Origin of the sequence: Pantoea sp. B566, assembly GCF_024793925.1 — a bacterium.
Lineage (GTDB): Bacteria > Pseudomonadota > Gammaproteobacteria > Enterobacterales > Enterobacteriaceae > Pantoea > Pantoea ananatis.
In genome coordinates this window covers 1,861,722-1,877,756 of sequence record NZ_JANUQL010000003.1, presented here as the reverse complement: position 1 = coordinate 1,877,756, position 16,035 = coordinate 1,861,722, and the positions used below count along the sequence as shown (strand labels likewise).

The following is a 16,035-nucleotide window of genomic DNA, read 5'->3' as shown; positions in this document are numbered from 1 at the left end:
AGGCTGGCATCATAACAAGGAAATTTTTGCGGTTTACTCTACACTCAGGCAGGAAATTGCGCTTCAGGGCACGCAGGAATAAAGCAGAACGTGGCAAAGGCTTGCTTCTGCTTTTGAACTTTGCATAATGCCCGTTTCCCAGAACAGGCAAACCAGCAGGCTTCAACATGATTAATGATGTCATCACCCCGGAATTTGATGAGAATGGACGCCCGTTGCGTCGGATTCGCAGTTTTGTGCGCCGCCAGGGCCGCTTAACCAAAGGCCAGCAGTTGGCGCTGGATAACTACTGGCCAGAGATGGGTGTTGAATATCAGCCTGATCCCGTAGATTTGCCCGCGCTGTTTGGCCGCGAAGCCCCGGTAACGCTGGAGATCGGCTTTGGCATGGGGGCCTCGCTGGTGACCATGGCGCAAAACACTCCCCACCAAAACTTCCTGGGAATTGAAGTGCACGCGCCAGGCGTAGGTGCCTGCCTGGCCTCGGCGAAAGAAGCCGACGTCAGCAATCTGCGCGTGATGTGCCATGATGCGGTTGAAGTGCTGGAAAAGATGATCCCTGATAACTCACTGCGCATGGTTCAGCTGTTCTTTCCCGATCCGTGGCACAAAGCCCGTCACAATAAACGCCGTATCGTGCAGGTGCCTTTCGCCGAGTTGGTGATGCGTAAGCTCAAGCTGGGTGGCGTATTCCATATGGCAACCGACTGGGAAGCTTATGCAGAACATATGCTTGAGGTCATGAGCAGCATCGCAGGTTATCGTAACCTGTCTGAAGACAGCACCTATGTGCCGCGTCCTGAAACGCGTCCATTGACAAAATTTGAGCAGCGCGGGCAGCGTTTAGGCCATGGCGTATGGGATTTAATGTTTGAGAGGGTGAAATAATGGCCACACAACGCAGCCGCCGTTTACGTAAAAAATTACATATCGATGAATTCCAGGAACTGGGCTTTTCCGTGGCCTGGCGTTTTCCTGAAGGCACGTCTGAAAGTGACATCGATGAAACCCTGAACCAGTTCATCAACGAAGCGATCGATCCTAATGGTCTGGCTTACGATGGCAGCGGTTATCTGGCGTGGGAAGGGCTGATTTGCCTGCAGCAAACCGGTAAATGCACCGATGAGCATCGTGAACTCGTGCGCAAGTGGCTGGAAGACCGCAAGCTGCAGGATGTGAAAGTTACCGAACTCTTTGACGTCTGGTGGGACTAAGTTACCAGCAGTGTCGCTTTCACACCCAGACAGGGAGATTGTATGATTCGTAACGCGCTGGTCGCCGGCCTTTTACTGGCGGCAACGCAGGCCCAGGCTGCCTGGGAGTGCAGTGTCAAACCGCAGGATGATGTTGTGATTACGCCACAAAGCGTGCAGGTGGTGGGCGCAAATGGCAATCTGCAGATATCGACGCTAGGGGATGTGCAGTTCAACGGTCAGAAGATGGCCCTGAACGCCGCTAACCGTCAGAAGGCGATTGATTATCAAAATGCCTTACGCCGCGATCTTCCCTGGATCGATAACGGAGCAACATCCCGTCTGGAGAAAGGGCGTGCCGCGCTGGATAACATCATTACTCAGCAGGTTGGCGAATCCAGCCGGTTACATAGCCGACTGGCTACGCTGAATACGCAGTTAAAAACCCAGATGAACCGTATTATTGAGCATCGCAGCGATGGTTTAACCTTCCATCATCAGGCGATCGATCAGGTGCGTGCCGATGGTCAACAGCTGGTTAATCAGGCGATGGGCGGTATTCTGCAGGACAGCATCAATGAGATGGGCAGCAAGGCGATGTCCAACGGTGGCGGTAGCGGTTTGCAGGGCTTGATGGGCAATCTTGGCGGCCTGCAAAACGCCATTCAGAGCGAGTGGAACAATCAGGAAGCCGATTTCCAGCAGTTTGGCAAAGCGGTTTGTAACCGGGTGATTACGCTTGAGAATGACCGTAAAGCCCTGGTCGGTTCGCTGAAATAGTGCTTTTCAGACGGCCTGCGCCGCCTGGTCGTCTGCCTTTCATCCTGAACGTCACGCCGCCACGGCTGGCGTTTTTCTGCTTTAGCACGTTGTTGAAAAAAGGGGCTGGAGTCAGCCCCTGATGCCTGTCAATCGTTATTGGCCTCTTTGACGACCGTTTTGCTACGGGCGACATAGTTATAGATAACCAGCAGGGCAAAAATTCCAGTGATCACCATGGTAATGGTCCCTTTATCAAGGAATCTGGCCATATTCCCCAACAGAATCCCCGTGACGCCGAAATCGGTGTCTGAGAAGGTGGTATTCGTCAGGCCGATGGCGCCCAGGACAGGCAATAAGGCGACCGGGAGGAAGGTAATCAGAATACCGTGGGCAAAGGCACCTAACATGGCCCCGCGTTTCCCGCCGGTAGCATTACCAAAAACGCCTGCGGTTGCGCCGCAGAAAAAGTGCGGTACCACGCCAGGCAGAATTAATATCCAGTGCAGCTGTCCCAGAATAAACAGCCCGACCAGGCCGCCGATAAAGCTGGAAATAAAGCCGACCAGAACGGCGTTAGGCGCATAGGGGAATACAATCGGGCAGTCGAGTGCCGGACGCGCGCTTGGCACCAACTTCTCTGAAAACCCGGTAAACGCCGGCACAATTTCGGCCAGAATCAAACGCACGCCCTGGAGGATAATAAAAACACCGGCAGCGAAGGTAATGGCCTGCACAAAAGAGTACACCAGATAGTTTTGCCCGTGGCTGAACTGACTCTCCACGTATTCTCTGCCTGCCGAAATGGACAAAATAAAATAGATGACCATCATCGTCAGGGAAATAGAGATGGTGCTGTCACGCAAAAAACTCAGGTTTTTTGGCATGTTCATCTCTTCGGTGGATTTAGAACCTTTGCCGACCAGAGAACCTATCCAGCCCGACAGGACATAGCCAACCGTACCGGTGTGCGCCAGCGCGACCTGATCGTGCCCAATGATTTTACGCATGTAGGGCTGCGCCAGTGCCGGGAAAAAGGCCATTAACATGCCCAGCGTCAGCGAGCCGGTATAAATAAGCTGCACGCCCTCGAAACCCGCCACCGAAAGAATAATCGCGATCATGCAGGCCATATAAAAAGTGACATGACCAGAGAGGTAGATATATTTCAGACGCGTAAAGCGGGCGACGGTAATATTGGCCACCATGCCGAAGGCCATAATCAGCGTCGTGGGCGCACCATACTTCGCCAGGGCGATAGAAACCATCGCCTCGTTATTGGGAATAATGCCCTGGACGTTGAACGCGTGTTTGAAAATATCCCCCAGCGGCGTCAGCGATCCCACTAACACCGTGGCACCGCCTGCCAGTACTAAAAAACCCAGGATGGTTTTTACCGTACCCTTTATCACATCCGGCAGCGGTTTACGTTGCGCTATCAGACCGAACATGGCGACCAGCCCGACCAGAATAGAGGGGACCTTCAGCACGTCGACAACTACCAGTAAAAGGTTTTGTATAAACATAATAACCTCAGCGGTAAGTGTTCTTTTTTAAGTGGGTGACAGGGTTATTTATTGAAGTAGTCGCGAATTTTCTGCTCAACTTCCTTCAGGTCGATAATGTTATTGATAATGATGACTTTTTCCGGTGGCAGGTTAGCGCTGTAGGCGATGTCTTTTGCCATCACGAACACATCCGCTACGTCTGGCGTGACCGAACCGAGATCGGCGTGTTCAACGTCTGCCGTCATATCCATCGCTTTAAGCACTTTTTTGATGTTCATTTCCATCATGAAGCTGCTTCCCAGGCCTGAACCACAAACTGCCATAATTTTCATAAAAACCTCTTTTAATTTTAACGAGTTAACGGGATATGCTGTCTGCTAACAACAGGGCACAGAGTGCGTGTTGGCTTTGTGCCTGATAAACGCGTTCCATCACGTCGTCATCGGTAAGCACCTCAGCCAGCTGGGAGATCATCTCAATGTGGCTGTTGCTGTCAGGGGCGGAGAACATAAAAAGGATATCGACAGGATCATTCTCTCCTGCATCAAAGGTGACCGGGTTAGCCAGCTTGACTACGGATAATCCCAACTTTTTGGCACCTTGCTCAGGGCGGGCATGCGGCATGGCAATGCGCGGCGCAATAACGAAGTAGGGACCGGTTTCCTGTTTGAGGCGGATGATGGTGTCAATGTAATCCTGTGAAATCGCCCCCTCATTAAGAAGAGGATCGCCCGCGACCTGAATCGCGGCTTTCCAGTCGGATACGCGCTCAATATATTGAATTTTTTCAGCATTCAGCCATTGGGTCAGATTCGGCATACAATGTCCTGGATAAAAGGTTAGGCAAAAAAGTCAGCCAGCTGGCTTCCAGAATTCATCAAGCTGTACAGTCATCTTTCTCTGTTTATCCCTGCGGCTTTGCCTTTTTTTATTTCATCTGACAAAACCACTCACGGCTGAGGGGTAAACGTAAATGACATTAACTTACTCTAAAACAAGATATTAATTTAAGTCGCACTCGTCAGTTCTGACAAATTGCTGTTGCAAAAACCGGCTTGTACGTATAGACATGTTTAAGCTGTCTAGTCATCTTGATGATGCACCTCGACCTGTACAGATACAATATGCAAGAATCATTTCTGGCGGGGCGCGTGGGGTTTGAGTGCAAAATCGTTAGCTGGATCACATCTGGATCTTTGCTCACGGGCACGTCGTGACGAAAACCGGGCCTGCAGGGTTTGCTGTAGGGCACCGCAGGCACGGGCACACTATTCGGGAATATGCTGATGTTCGATGGCATTACAGAGAAGCAAAAAGAGGTAGTCGACTATATCCTGACAAAGATCATGCAGGATGGACTGCTGCCGGGCGATAAGCTGGACACGGAAATCGCGATTGCTAAGAACATTGGTATTACCCGGGCGACGGTGCGGGAAGCCACCCGCATTCTTATTGAGCAACAGCGTATTTATCGGGTGAAAGGCTCCGGGCTGTTCGTGGGGTCCATCGGCAAGAGTAATCACTCAGGCCGGTTTCATGCGCTTTCCCCGTTTGATTATCAGGCACACAAAAAAGGGCATAAAGCGGTCAGAAAGGTGCTGACTGCCAGCATCATTAAAGTGCCCGGGCCGGATATGGCGCAGGCTTTACGCATCAAGAACAGTGACCAGATTTACAAAATTGTTCGTCTGATGTGTTTTGATGACATCCCCGTTGCGCTGGAATATATCCACCTGCCTGTCAGCCTGTTTAGCAGCATGGAGTTTGGACGACTGGAGATCTCAAAGTATTCGTACATTGAACAGATCACCGGCAAGAAAATTCAGCGTCGCGATCAGCAACTGAATGCCATCAACGTCACCGATGGTGAGCAGCTCAGACTATTGAATTTTAATGCGAATGAGGCGGCGCTGGAGATCAACGAAACCGTCTATCTGGATGATGGTATGCCCTGTGAGGTCAACATCGCCATTATTAATACGAAGCTGTTACAACTGAGACAGAATACCGAACGCGGTTGATGTTCGCGCAAACGGCCCGGTCGCTTTAGTGATGCTTCCGGGCCAGAATGCACTAGGCTTCCGCTAAAAACAGCTCCAGCAACGAGTTCAGAAACAGTTTCCCTTTCTCTGTAATCTGCCAGTGTTCCGGCGATTCAGTGATGTAACCTGCGGCAATGGCCTCGTCGAGCTGTGGGCGAATCAGCGTTTCATGCAGCCCGGTATAGCGGCTAAAGTCTGCACGCGGCGCGGCCTCCAGCAGACGAAAACGGTTCATGAAGAACTCAAAAGGCTTATCCTCGTCTGCAACGTCGTACTGCTTATCGAGATAATTGCCCTTCATAAAGCCACGCGGATGGCGCACTTTTACGGTACGGACAATACGGCCATCTGGCTGAGTCAGTTTGCCATGCGCACCACAACCAATGCCCAGATAATCGCCAAAGCGCCAGTAGTTCAGGTTGTGCTCACAGCGGTAGCCCGGTTTAGCATAGGCCGAGGTTTCGTATTGCTCATAACCTGCCGCAGTCAGCAACTGGTGGCCCTGCTCAAAAATATCCCAAAGCGCATCATCATCCGGTAGGGTTGGCGGGCGAGAGCCAAACAGCGTATTGGGCTCAATCGTCAGCTGATACCAGGAGAGATGCGGCGGGTTGAGCGCAATCGCCTGGCGCAAATCATCCAGCGCCTCGGCCAGCGACTGATCGGGCAGGCCGTGCATCAGGTCAAGGTTGAAGCTGCGCAGCCCTAAACCCTGTGCCAGTGCTGCGGCACGCTTCGCTTCTTCCGGTCCGTGAATACGGCCCAGACGTTCCAGTTTCTGCGGGCTGAAGCTCTGGACACCAATCGAGATTCGGTTAATACCGGCGCGTTGATAGGCGCTGAAGCGATCCGCTTCCACCGTGCCCGGATTGGCTTCCATCGTGACTTCAGCATCGGCTGTCAGCGTCAGCCGCTCGCGTACGCCATCCATCAACATCTGCATGGCGCTGCTGCTTAACAGGCTTGGCGTCCCGCCGCCAATAAAGATCGTGCGAACCTCACGACCCTGAATCAGCGGCAGGTCGTGTTCAAGATCGCGCAGCAGGTGCTGCACATACTCAACGTGCGGCACCTCATCCTTTAATGCGTGAGAATTAAAATCGCAGTAGGGGCATTTCTGTACACACCAGGGAATGTGGATGTACAAACTCAGAGGCGGTAAATCAGGCATTACGCATCGCTTCCAGTAACAGCGTCAATGCTTTACCACGATGAGAGACTTTTCCTTTCTCTGCCTTAGTCAGTTCGGCTGCAGTTTTACCCAGTGCCGGAACCCAGAACACCGGATCGTAACCAAAGCCACCTTCACCGGATGCCGTTCGGGTAATTTCCCCTTCCCAGGCACCGTGGAAGACCAGCGGCGTTGGGTCGGCAGCATGACGTAGATAAACCAGCACGCAGTGAAACTGCGCCTGACGTTGTCCGTCAGGCGTGTTTTCCAGAGCCTGAAGCAGCTTTTCCAGATTCTGCTGGTCGCTGGCGTCTTCACCAGCATAGCGGGCTGAGTAGATCCCGGGCGCGCCACCCAGCGCATTCACGGCCAGGCCAGAGTCATCTGCGATAGCCGGCAGGCCGGTCACCTGCGCGGCATGGCGCGCTTTCAGGATGGCATTTTCAATAAAGGTCAGGCCGGTTTCCTCGGCGGATTCCACGCCAAGTTCGGTTTGCGCCACGACATCCAGACCAAAGTCAGCGAGCAGATCCGCCAGCTCACGTACTTTGCCGGGATTGCCGGTGGCAAGAACAACTTTTTGCATAACAGTTCCAGTTTGATTCATTTACAGCAAATACCAGAGACCCGGGAACAGATCCATGCCAAGGAAATTCAGGGCATACAGCACCAGAATCACGATCATGGCTGAGAAGTCAATGCCGCCCATGGCAGGAAGAATACGACGAATCGGCGCCATTAACGGCTCGGTCAACTGAATCAGCACATAGTCCATCGGGCCGCGGCCCTGACTGATCCAGCTCATCAGGGAGCGAATGATAATGACCCAGAACACCAGATAACCTGCAGATTTCAACAGCGACAGCAGGCCAACCAGCAAATTCGTGGGATCGACAGAGAACACGCCGACCTGAATCAGCAGCAGAAGGGGATATTTAAGCGTTGTCAGCACAAAGGCCAACAGCAGGGAGGCCGTATCAATCGGACCCAGAGCCGGAAGGATACGACGCAGGGGTTTTAAAATCGGCTGAGTAATCTTCACGACAAACTGCGCAAGCGGGTTATAAAAATCACAACGTGACCACTGCATCCAGATGCGCAGCAGCAGCACCATGACGTAGAGATCGATTAGCGTTTTTACTAAAAACGTCATTGTTAACATGAAGTTCCTCAATTATTGTTGTGAAGGTTGTGTGTAATCTCGCGCGCCAAAAATGGCGGTGCCAATGCGCACCATCGTACTGCCAGCGGCAATTGCCGCCTCCATGTCATCGCTCATCCCAAGGGAAAGCGTATCAACGTCGCTATACTGCTGTTTAAGCTGGTCAAAAGCATCAGCCATTTGCTGGCATACCGCCAGCTGTCGCTGATAATCTTCTTCGGGTGCCGGAATCGCCATCAGCCCGCGCAAACGCAAACGCGGCATCGTCAGGATGTCCTGAGCCAGTCCGGCAACTGCCTCCAGCATGATGCCAGATTTGCTGTTTTCATCACTGATATTTACCTGGATTAAGACATTGAGCGGCGGCAGATGTTCAGGCCGCTGATCGTTAAGACGCTGTGCGATCTTCTGACGATCGACCGTATGACACCAGGCAAAGTGTTCAGCGACCAGGCGGCTTTTATTGGACTGCAGCGGGCCAATGAAGTGCCAGGTTAAGGCAGGATGTGAGGTCAGTGACTGAATCTTTTCAACCCCTTCCTGAACGTAATTCTCACCAAAATCGATCTGTCCCGCCGCTGCGGCTTCTTCGACCGCGCTCGCAGGCTTTGTTTTGCTCACTGCAAGTAGCGTAATTTCTTCTGGCGACCGGCCGCAACGGGTTGCAGCAGCAGCGATTCGCTGACGGACTTGCTGTAAGTTGTGCTGGATTGAAGTCATAGTCTGGAGATCAAAATGGATTTGGATGAATTAGTGGAGCTTAGTGTAAAGCATAACGCCGCCGATCTGCACCTTTGTAACGGACATTCGCCGTACTGGCGCCGTCAGGGCGGGCTTGAAACGCTGCCCGGCCAGCCCATCCTGCCATCCGACTGGATGGCGCGATTTACCTCGTCATGGCTGGACAGCGAACAGCAGCAGGTGCTGAAGCGAGAAGGGCAGTTGGATTTCGCCTTAACACTGGCTAACGGGCAGCGCCTACGCGCGAACCTGTTTATGCAGCGCAACGGGCTGTCTCTGGCGCTGCGTATTATTGCCAGCCGCTGTCCTTCGCTTGCGGATTTACGCCTTCCGCAGGTTGTGCCCACCTTGCTGAACAAACAGGACGGGCTGATTTTGATTACCGGCGCGACCGGTAGCGGTAAATCCACCACGCTCGCCGCCATGGTCGATGCCATCAACCGGCAGCAGGCCCGTCATATTCTCACGCTGGAAGATCCCATTGAGTTTATTCATCACAGCCAGCAGTCCCTGATTCAACAGCGCGAAGTGGGGCTGCATTGCCGCTCGTTTAGTCTGGGCCTGAAAGCGGCCTTACGCGAAGATCCCGATGTGATTATGCTGGGAGAATTACGCGACAGCGATACCATTCGCCAGGCATTAACCGCGGCAGAAACCGGACATCTGGTGCTGGCGACGTTGCATACGCGCGGCGCGGTCCAGGCGGTGGATCGGCTGGTGGATGTGTTCCCTGCAGATGAAAAGGCGCTGATACGCACCCAGCTGGCGGGCAGTCTGAAAGCCGTTATTGCGCAGCAGCTAGTTTCAGCCACAGATGAGACACGCGTGGGGCTGTTTGAAGTGCTGATTGCCACCAGCGCGGTGGTCAATCTGATTCGGGAAGGCAAAATGCATCAGATTCCCGCTATTTTGCAAACCGGCGCGCAGGCCGGAATGCAAACCTTTGAGCAGAGTCGGTTAGCCCGTCAGGCCGAAGGGGTGATTCATTAATGGGTTTCAAACCAGTCCTGCAGGATAATCGCCGCTGACTGGGAATCGACTGAACCTTTATTCAGGGCACGATAGCCACCCCGTTCAAACAAACCAGCGCGCGCTTCAACGGTGCTGAGGCGCTCATCCTGTAGCTCAACGCGAATACCAAAACGGCCATGCAGGCGATTCGCAAACTTACGGGCGCGGGCTGTTAAAGGTTGCTCGGTGCCGTCCATGTTCAGTGGCAAACCCACCACAACAAAGTCGGGCTGCCACTCTTTAAGCAGCTTTTCAATTTGCAGCCAGTCTGGCGTCCCGTCCTGCGCCTTAATCGCGCTTAACGGACGGGCGCTGCCCGTCAGCTGCTGACCAACCGCAACGCCGATGCTTTTGGTGCCGAAGTCAAAACCTAACAACGTTTGTGTATTCATCAGGCGTGACCTGCATCGCTGGCCATGTTGTGAATATCAATGCCCATACTGCGCGCGGCTTCACGCCAGCGCTCGGCGATGGGCGTCTGGAACAAAATATTGCTGTTAGCCGGTGTGGTCAGCCAGGCGTTCTCCATCAGCTCATTTTCAAGCTGGTCTTTTTCCCAGGCACAATAACCCAGCGCGACCAGCACATGATCGGGCTGTGAGGCTGTACCGATCGCTTCCAGCACGTCACGTGAGGTGGTAATCACGGTGTTGTCTGACACCCGAATGCTGGAAGTAAAGGTGCGCTGTGCCGAGTGCAGGATAAAGCCCCGATCTTCCGCCAGCGGACCACCGCTGAACACAGGCTTATCAAGATTGATAGCCGGATCGCGGTTATCTTCGGCGATCTTGAGCTTTTTCAGAATGCCTTCAACCGTCAGGTTTTCCATCGGCTTATTGATAATCAGCCCCATTGCCCCTTCTTCGTTATGCTCACAAACGTAGACGACAGAACGTTTAAAAAAGGGATCTTGCAACGATGGCATGGCAATTAAAAAGTGATGCTGTAAATTCATTCTCACATGCTTTACCAAAGATAACCGGTGCGTGATTGCTGCACCGGTGTTGGGTTGATCACGGAGCATGGCCCCAGCGTTATGCTCAGCTCAGGCGCTTCTCAATGGCGTCCATCAGCATACCGGTGATGGAGACAGGGAAGGCGGCCTCAATTTCACGAATGCATGTTGGGCTGGTCACGTTAACTTCAGTCAGTCTATCACCAATAATGTCGAGGCCCACAAAAATCAGGCCTTTGGCCTTCAGTGTTGGACCGACGCGGCGGGCGATTTCCCAGTCACTTTCGCTCAGCGGGCGCGCTTCACCGCGTCCGCCAGCCGCCAGGTTTCCGCGGGTTTCTCCCCCCTGGGGAATACGCGCCAGACAATAAGGAACCGGTTCGCCATCCACCACCAGCACGCGCTTATCACCGTCTTTGATAGCTGGCAGGTAGTTTTGCGCCATGCAGTAACGGCTTTCATGTTCAGTCAGGGTTTCAGCGATAACGCCGAAATTCGGATCGTCCTGCTTCACTCGGAAAATAGAGGCGCCGCCCATGCCGTCCAGCGGTTTCATGATGACGTCGCCATGCTCTTGCCAGAACGCCCGCAGCTGTTGCTTAGAACGCGTGACCAGGGTGTCCGGCGTGAATTCAGCAAACCAGGCGGTATACAGTTTTTCGTTACAGTCGCGCAGGCTTTGCGGCTTGTTGACGATCAGCGTGCCCTGCTCTTCAGCCCGTTCCAGGATGTAGGTACAGTAGATAAACTCGGTGTCAAACGGCGGGTCTTTACGCATCAATACGACGTTGAGATCGGCCAGTTTAATCTGCTGCTCACTGCCAAACTGATACCAACTTTCGGCATTCTGTTCCACGCTAAGCAGGCGAGTGCGGGCGTAAGCCACACCACCGCGCAGGGAGAGATCGTTCATCTCCATGTAGTGGATTTCGTAACCCCGGCGCTGTGCTTCCAGCAGCATTGCAAAGCTGGAGTCTTTTTTAATGTTGATGGATGAGATTGGGTCCATCACGATGCCAAGCTTGATCATTATTATCTCCTGAAGGAGGCGGCGGTTACCGTCTCGTTTCGTTCGGGCAAAAAGGGGCTGAGCAGTCAGAACGCGATGTTGATTACAGGCGTCCCAGTGGAGCTAAAAGTATCGCTTAACCCAGGTCACCAAACCTCACCTGAAGTGCCGTAATGGCAGTCAGGGCCGTTGTTTCGGTACGTAAAACCCGTGGGCCAAGCAGAATATCGGTAAAACCGTGCTGCGCCGTCATGGCAATTTCGTCAGTTGAAAGCCCGCCTTCCGGACCAATCAGCAGGCGAACGCGCTCAACCGGCTGAGGCAATGTGTTGATGCTATGGCTGGCGCGCGGGTGCAGGTTCAGTTTTAACCCACTTTCCGCTTCACTGCACCAGGCTTCCAGTGCCATGGCCGGACGGATTTCGGGTACCCGGTTACGACCACACTGCTCGCAGGCGGCAACAGCAATCTTTTGCCACTGCTGAATTTTTTTTGCCAGGCGTTCGGCATCCAGTTTGACCCCACAGCGTTCAGAAAACAGCGGCGTAATAACATTAACGCCCAGTTCGATTGATTTCTGGATGGTAAATTCCATTTTTTCGCCGCGAGACATGACCTGACCGAGATGCAGATGGAGGGGCGACTCGCGATCGTCTTCCTGACTTGCCGTGATGGATACTTTTACACGTTTTTTATCAACATGCGTGATTTCTGCAGCGAAAGTCAGATTACTGCCATCAAAGAGTTCTACATGCTGTCCGCTGGTCATACGCAGCACGCGACCAACATGACCGGACGCGTCTTCATCAAGCGTGATTTCACTGCCAACATGAACAGGCTGTGAGTGATAAATGCGAGGTATGCGCATAATGTCCCTGAGAGCTAAACGCCGCGAGGTTGACGCGGCGGGGCTGTGAAACAGTTAGTTTAGGGCAGGGATTTTAACGCGTGCAAGCCTCAAGCACATAAGGATTATGATTCCCCTGTACGCGAGCGATGCGCTGGTCGCGCTCGCATTCCCATTTGCTGACCGGATAGAGCTTGTTCCAGGCTGTAAATAACTGCGTTTGCTGACGTGACAGACGCAGATGATACTGGTCGCGCATATAGAAGTAAGTCCGGGCTATCGCGCCACGGGCCCGTTCGGGCGGCTGCGCCTGCTTGTTTTTAAAATCAATCTGCATGCTGCACTGACCGTACTGTTTATCCGTACCGTTCCACTGACTGTAGGCATAGTTACCGCGATCGCCATTCACTTCACCGATTGCCGGCTGCAGATTATGCAGGTCGGTTTCGATACGGCGATAGTCGGCATCTTTGCTGCAATTTTTGCGGCCGCCGTTCTGCCAGCACTGACGTTGATGGCCGAACTCCCAGGCGGGCATCACGTGTTCCCACTCGATACGTGCGGCGCGGTGGGCATTTTTGCGCGGCTGGTAGCCACAGCTGTTCAGATCAGGCTCCCCCTTTTTGCCGTGCCAGGTAATTTTACAGCCACAGTAAAAGCTGCCGGGCGCATCGTCATTAATCTCTGCGGCGTAGGCTTTTGCCTGTTGAAAATTATTTTGATGATAGTTGTTGAGGTTTAGGGCCTGGCTGTTAAAAGACGCGAGTAACAGTGCAGTCGTGATGAGAAATTTGCGAGACATGTTCCAGTTTTACCCCTGGTCCTTAAAAGGGCGGCAGGGTAACAGAATGCCTGCTCAGGCGGAATGAGAATCCGCTCAGGAAAGGGGAAAAACCTCGGCTTTCAATAAGCTACCGCAGTGAACGCAGCGGTACTCGCTTTCGCCGCGAACGACACGATTATGGCGCCTCACGGTAAGCTGGTGCTGTTGACACTGGCAGCGATAAGCAAAGGTGCGGCTGCGCACCGACTCGACCTCAAACTGATGGGTGCGCCGCGCCGGCACGCCCAGCACAGTCTCCATCATCCATTTCCACTCTTTGCCATGCGGTGCAACGCGGCCGAAGGTTTTCCACACCAGCAAATGGGCCAGCTCATGGGGAACGACCTCATCAATGAAGGCCTGCTGATTTTCCATCAGCAGGACAGGATTCAGGCGGATTTCCCATTTTTCCAGCCAGGCCGTTCCGGCAGCCGTGCCGCGCTGCTGATAAACCAGCCTGGGTTCGGGATAATGTTGTTCGAGCTTTTCATTTGCCCGTTCGAGCCCACTACGCAGGGCGCGCATAACGGCTTGTTGTAGGGCAATGGGAAGACGGGATGTTTTCATGGCGCTCAGCATAAGCGGCAGCGGCGTGGAACTCAACTCAACAGCAATATCGGTCCTGCAAAAAAGTCGTACCCGCCGAACCCGACGGGCAGACATGACATTATTTTAATGGAACTGCCTTATTGTCTGAGCAAGTTGCTGCGCCTGATCCTCAAGTGAGCTTGACGCCGCTGACATCTGCTGAACCAGCGCAGCGTTTTGCTGGGTCGTGCCATCCATTTCATTGACCGCGATGGTCACCTGCGCAATACCGCGGGCTTGCTCATCGGATGCAGCAACGATTTCACCAATGATGCGCTGCACTGATGAAACGGCATTTGTCATCTCATGCATGGTTTTGCCTGCATCGTTGACTAGCACAACGCCATTTTCAACCCGAACAACTGATTCCTCAATCAGGGCGGAAATATCTTTCACGGCGCTGGTTGTCCGCTGCGCGAGATTCCGGACTTCGGCGGCTACGACCGCAAAGCCGCGCCCCTGTTCGCCTGCGCGTGCAGCTTCAACAGCAGCATTAAGTGCCAGAATGTTGGTCTGAAACGCGATGCTGTTAATCAGCGTGGTGATATCACCGATTTTCTTTGAACTTTCATCAATCTGCGCCATGGTAGTGACCACCTGATCGACCAGGGTTTCCCCCCGGCTGGCGATGCGCGTGGCATTTTCAGTCAGGCTCGTTGCCTGCTGTGCATTATCCGCGTTCATGCGGATAGCTGCACTAATCTGCTCCATGCTCGCGGCAGTTTCTTCCAGTGCCGCAGCCTGTTCCTCGGTGCGTGAGGCGAGGTTGAGGTTTGCACCGGCAATTTCGCCCGCTCCCTGCTGGACCGAGGTGCTGGCGTCTTTGATTTGTCCCACAATGCTCTGCAACTGTGTCTGCATGGTGTTGAGGGCATAAAACAGGCTGCTGCTGTCGCCTGGCGCAACCTGAATGCCATTGTTTAACTGACCTTCAGCAACGGCCAGCGCAATGCGCGCCGCCTCTTCGGGTTCACCGCCAAGATGACGCATCACTTTACGGTTGAATAACAGACCCAGCACGGCCCCCACGGAAAGGATACTGACAATCATCAGCGCAATAGCCCAGTAAAGCTGCTTGTCAGCCGCCGCCATTACCTGGCTGACGGGTGCCACAATCCCTACATACCAGGGTTTCGTGTTGTTGCCCACGCTTATCGGGTACCAGGTGTACATGGCATTTTCTTTCAGTACGGGATCGTACTGTTCTGTCACTGCCGTACGGTAGCTGTTGCTGTTTCCCTGCCATTTTTTGCCGGCTTCACCTGCATTGGGGGAGGAAATCACGTTGCCGCTGTTCGAAAGCAGCAGCGCGTAGCCGGTTTCGTGCCAGGGTTTGATCTGGTTTACTTTTTTCTGGATGGCGGAAAGCAGGATATCGGAACTGACAACCAGCTTCAGTTTGTCATTGACCATAACAGGGGTAGCCACCGAGGTTAACCACTCTGGTTTTGCGCCATCATAAGCGAAGCTGTAAGGCTCAATCAGGGTGTCCTTTTGCGTTTCTTTCGGCAGTAAATAGTAATTACCGGCCCCCGGCTGCAGAAAGTCCAGTGCCGGATTCATTTTGTAGCGCCCGTCTTTGTCCCGGTCAACATACCAGGCATAGCGACCACCCGGTGGCGTTCCCTGCGGGCCGACAAAGGCACTGTCACGGCCATCAAAGGCATCGGGTTCAAACACTACGGTCATCGACACAAAGTCAGGGTTTTTATTCAATGCATATTCCATCAGCTTGTCGGCAACTTTACGATCATTTATCCCTGCTGCAGGCAGGGCAGCAAGGCTTTGCCCCAGGTTTTGAGCGGCATCCAATGCATGCGTCAGTTCCTGCTGAATTTGCCCGGCGTGACTAGCAGCAATTTGCTGCAGGTAGTTAGCGGCAAGAGATTTTTGTTCTTTCGAGGACTGCCAACTGAGTAATCCGATGGTCGCAGTAAACCCCACGACGATCGTCATTCCGCCTGCCAGCAGCATCTGAGCACGGGTGCTCATCGTCTTTTTAGGGCTGGTATTGTTCATGCTATTTCCTGGTCAACGCGAAGTCTGAAAAAAGCTTTTTATAATGAAAACGTCAGGTAATTTATCGGCGTATATTTTTTCGACTTTAATGAAAGAAAAGCGAAGCGGGGAGGTGTAAGCCAGTAACGGCAAGGTCTGGGCGTTGAAACGGTAGGATATTTTTCGTTGTCAGTTGTGGGGAAAGCGGCAAGAAAAAAGCCAGTCAGCT

At 53.2% G+C, this 16,035-nt stretch carries 19 protein-coding genes; 5 read left to right on the top strand and 14 right to left on the bottom strand.

Annotated features, from left to right (window positions below):
• Positions 1-167 precede the first annotated feature (167 nt).
• Genes trmB through NYE92_RS10325 form a run of 3 tightly spaced genes read left to right on the top strand, consistent with a single transcriptional unit; the run spans position 168 to position 1,972 of the window.
• Positions 168-887 carry a tRNA (guanosine(46)-N7)-methyltransferase TrmB gene (gene trmB / locus NYE92_RS10335; protein WP_013027102.1) on the top strand — a complete coding sequence of 240 codons (720 nt, stop codon included), beginning with the start codon at positions 168-170 and terminating at the stop codon, positions 885-887.
• Positions 887-1,213, top strand: coding sequence for a YggL family protein (locus tag NYE92_RS10330; protein ID WP_013027101.1), 327 nt, complete (start codon positions 887-889; stop codon positions 1,211-1,213). The genes trmB and NYE92_RS10330 overlap by 1 nt, the downstream gene beginning before the upstream one ends.
• Before the next feature lie 42 nt (positions 1,214-1,255).
• On the top strand, positions 1,256-1,972 hold the full coding sequence (locus tag NYE92_RS10325) for a DUF2884 domain-containing protein (RefSeq protein ID WP_014605108.1): 717 nt from the start codon (positions 1,256-1,258) through the stop codon (positions 1,970-1,972).
• Positions 1,973-2,100: 128 nt separating this feature from the next.
• Here the strand turns inward: NYE92_RS10325 and NYE92_RS10320 are convergent, their stop codons facing one another.
• From NYE92_RS10320 to NYE92_RS10310, 3 genes are read right to left on the bottom strand one after another with little or no spacing between them, the layout of a single operon-like run.
• Entirely contained in the window at positions 2,101-3,477 is a 1,377-nt protein-coding gene (locus NYE92_RS10320) for a PTS ascorbate transporter subunit IIC (protein WP_013027099.1), read from the bottom strand.
• A 44-nt stretch (positions 3,478-3,521) separates the two neighbouring features.
• Positions 3,522-3,791 carry a PTS sugar transporter subunit IIB gene (locus tag NYE92_RS10315; protein WP_013027097.1) on the bottom strand — a complete coding sequence of 90 codons (270 nt, stop codon included), beginning with the start codon at positions 3,789-3,791 and terminating at the stop codon, positions 3,522-3,524.
• A 25-nt stretch (positions 3,792-3,816) separates the two neighbouring features.
• Entirely contained in the window at positions 3,817-4,278 is a 462-nt protein-coding gene (locus tag NYE92_RS10310) for a PTS sugar transporter subunit IIA (protein ID WP_014605109.1), read from the bottom strand.
• A gap of 467 nt (positions 4,279-4,745) precedes the next feature.
• On the opposite strand from NYE92_RS10310, the gene NYE92_RS10305 reads away from it, so the two are divergent.
• Positions 4,746-5,480, top strand: coding sequence for a GntR family transcriptional regulator (locus NYE92_RS10305; RefSeq protein WP_015699576.1), 735 nt, complete (start codon positions 4,746-4,748; stop codon positions 5,478-5,480).
• 52 nt (positions 5,481-5,532) lie between these two features.
• Here NYE92_RS10305 and hemW read toward each other — a convergent pair whose 3' ends face one another.
• From hemW to NYE92_RS10285, 4 genes are read right to left on the bottom strand one after another with little or no spacing between them, the layout of a single operon-like run.
• Positions 5,533-6,672, bottom strand: coding sequence for a radical SAM family heme chaperone HemW (hemW, locus tag NYE92_RS10300; RefSeq protein WP_014594517.1), 1,140 nt, complete (start codon positions 6,670-6,672; stop codon positions 5,533-5,535).
• Positions 6,665-7,258, bottom strand: a complete 594-nt coding sequence (locus NYE92_RS10295; RefSeq protein WP_014605110.1) for an XTP/dITP diphosphatase — start codon at positions 7,256-7,258, stop codon at positions 6,665-6,667. The genes hemW and NYE92_RS10295 overlap by 8 nt, the downstream gene beginning before the upstream one ends.
• A gap of 21 nt (positions 7,259-7,279) precedes the next feature.
• The gene (locus NYE92_RS10290; protein ID WP_259018919.1) at positions 7,280-7,834 is read right to left on the bottom strand and encodes a YggT family protein; all 555 of its coding nucleotides are present in this window, start codon (positions 7,832-7,834) and stop codon (positions 7,280-7,282) included.
• Between the two features lie 12 nt (positions 7,835-7,846).
• The gene (locus NYE92_RS10285; protein ID WP_013027091.1) at positions 7,847-8,554 is read right to left on the bottom strand and encodes a YggS family pyridoxal phosphate-dependent enzyme; all 708 of its coding nucleotides are present in this window, start codon (positions 8,552-8,554) and stop codon (positions 7,847-7,849) included.
• Between the two features lie 15 nt (positions 8,555-8,569).
• Here NYE92_RS10285 and NYE92_RS10280 point away from each other — a divergent pair, with 15 nt between their 5' ends.
• Positions 8,570-9,565, top strand: coding sequence for a type IV pilus twitching motility protein PilT (locus NYE92_RS10280; RefSeq protein ID WP_259018918.1), 996 nt, complete (start codon positions 8,570-8,572; stop codon positions 9,563-9,565).
• Here the strand turns inward: NYE92_RS10280 and ruvX are convergent.
• The 7 genes from ruvX to NYE92_RS10245 all read right to left on the bottom strand — a co-directional run bounded on the left by ruvX (position 9,562) and on the right by NYE92_RS10245 (position 15,827).
• Positions 9,562-9,978, bottom strand: a complete 417-nt coding sequence (ruvX, locus tag NYE92_RS10275) for a Holliday junction resolvase RuvX (RefSeq protein ID WP_013027089.1) — start codon at positions 9,976-9,978, stop codon at positions 9,562-9,564. The two genes, NYE92_RS10280 and ruvX, sit on opposite strands and share 4 nt — an antisense overlap.
• Complete coding sequence (locus NYE92_RS10270) at positions 9,978-10,541, bottom strand: YqgE/AlgH family protein (protein ID WP_019104764.1); 564 nt, start codon at positions 10,539-10,541, stop codon at positions 9,978-9,980. Before NYE92_RS10270 ends, ruvX begins: the two co-directional genes overlap by 1 nt.
• A gap of 85 nt (positions 10,542-10,626) precedes the next feature.
• A complete protein-coding gene (gene gshB / locus NYE92_RS10265; RefSeq protein ID WP_013027087.1) occupies positions 10,627-11,571 on the bottom strand; it encodes a glutathione synthase in 945 nt (314 codons plus the stop codon).
• A 115-nt stretch (positions 11,572-11,686) separates the two neighbouring features.
• Positions 11,687-12,418, bottom strand: a complete 732-nt coding sequence (rsmE, locus tag NYE92_RS10260; protein WP_013027086.1) for a 16S rRNA (uracil(1498)-N(3))-methyltransferase — start codon at positions 12,416-12,418, stop codon at positions 11,687-11,689.
• A gap of 73 nt (positions 12,419-12,491) precedes the next feature.
• Positions 12,492-13,199, bottom strand: coding sequence for a deoxyribonuclease I (gene endA / locus NYE92_RS10255; protein WP_014594511.1), 708 nt, complete (start codon positions 13,197-13,199; stop codon positions 12,492-12,494).
• 75 nt (positions 13,200-13,274) lie between these two features.
• Positions 13,275-13,787 (bottom strand): SprT family zinc-dependent metalloprotease, encoded by a 513-nt coding sequence (locus NYE92_RS10250; RefSeq protein WP_042677525.1) that lies wholly within the window; start codon positions 13,785-13,787, stop codon positions 13,275-13,277.
• Positions 13,788-13,892: 105 nt separating this feature from the next.
• Entirely contained in the window at positions 13,893-15,827 is a 1,935-nt protein-coding gene (locus NYE92_RS10245) for a methyl-accepting chemotaxis protein (protein ID WP_013027083.1), read from the bottom strand.
• Positions 15,828-16,035 lie beyond the last annotated feature (208 nt).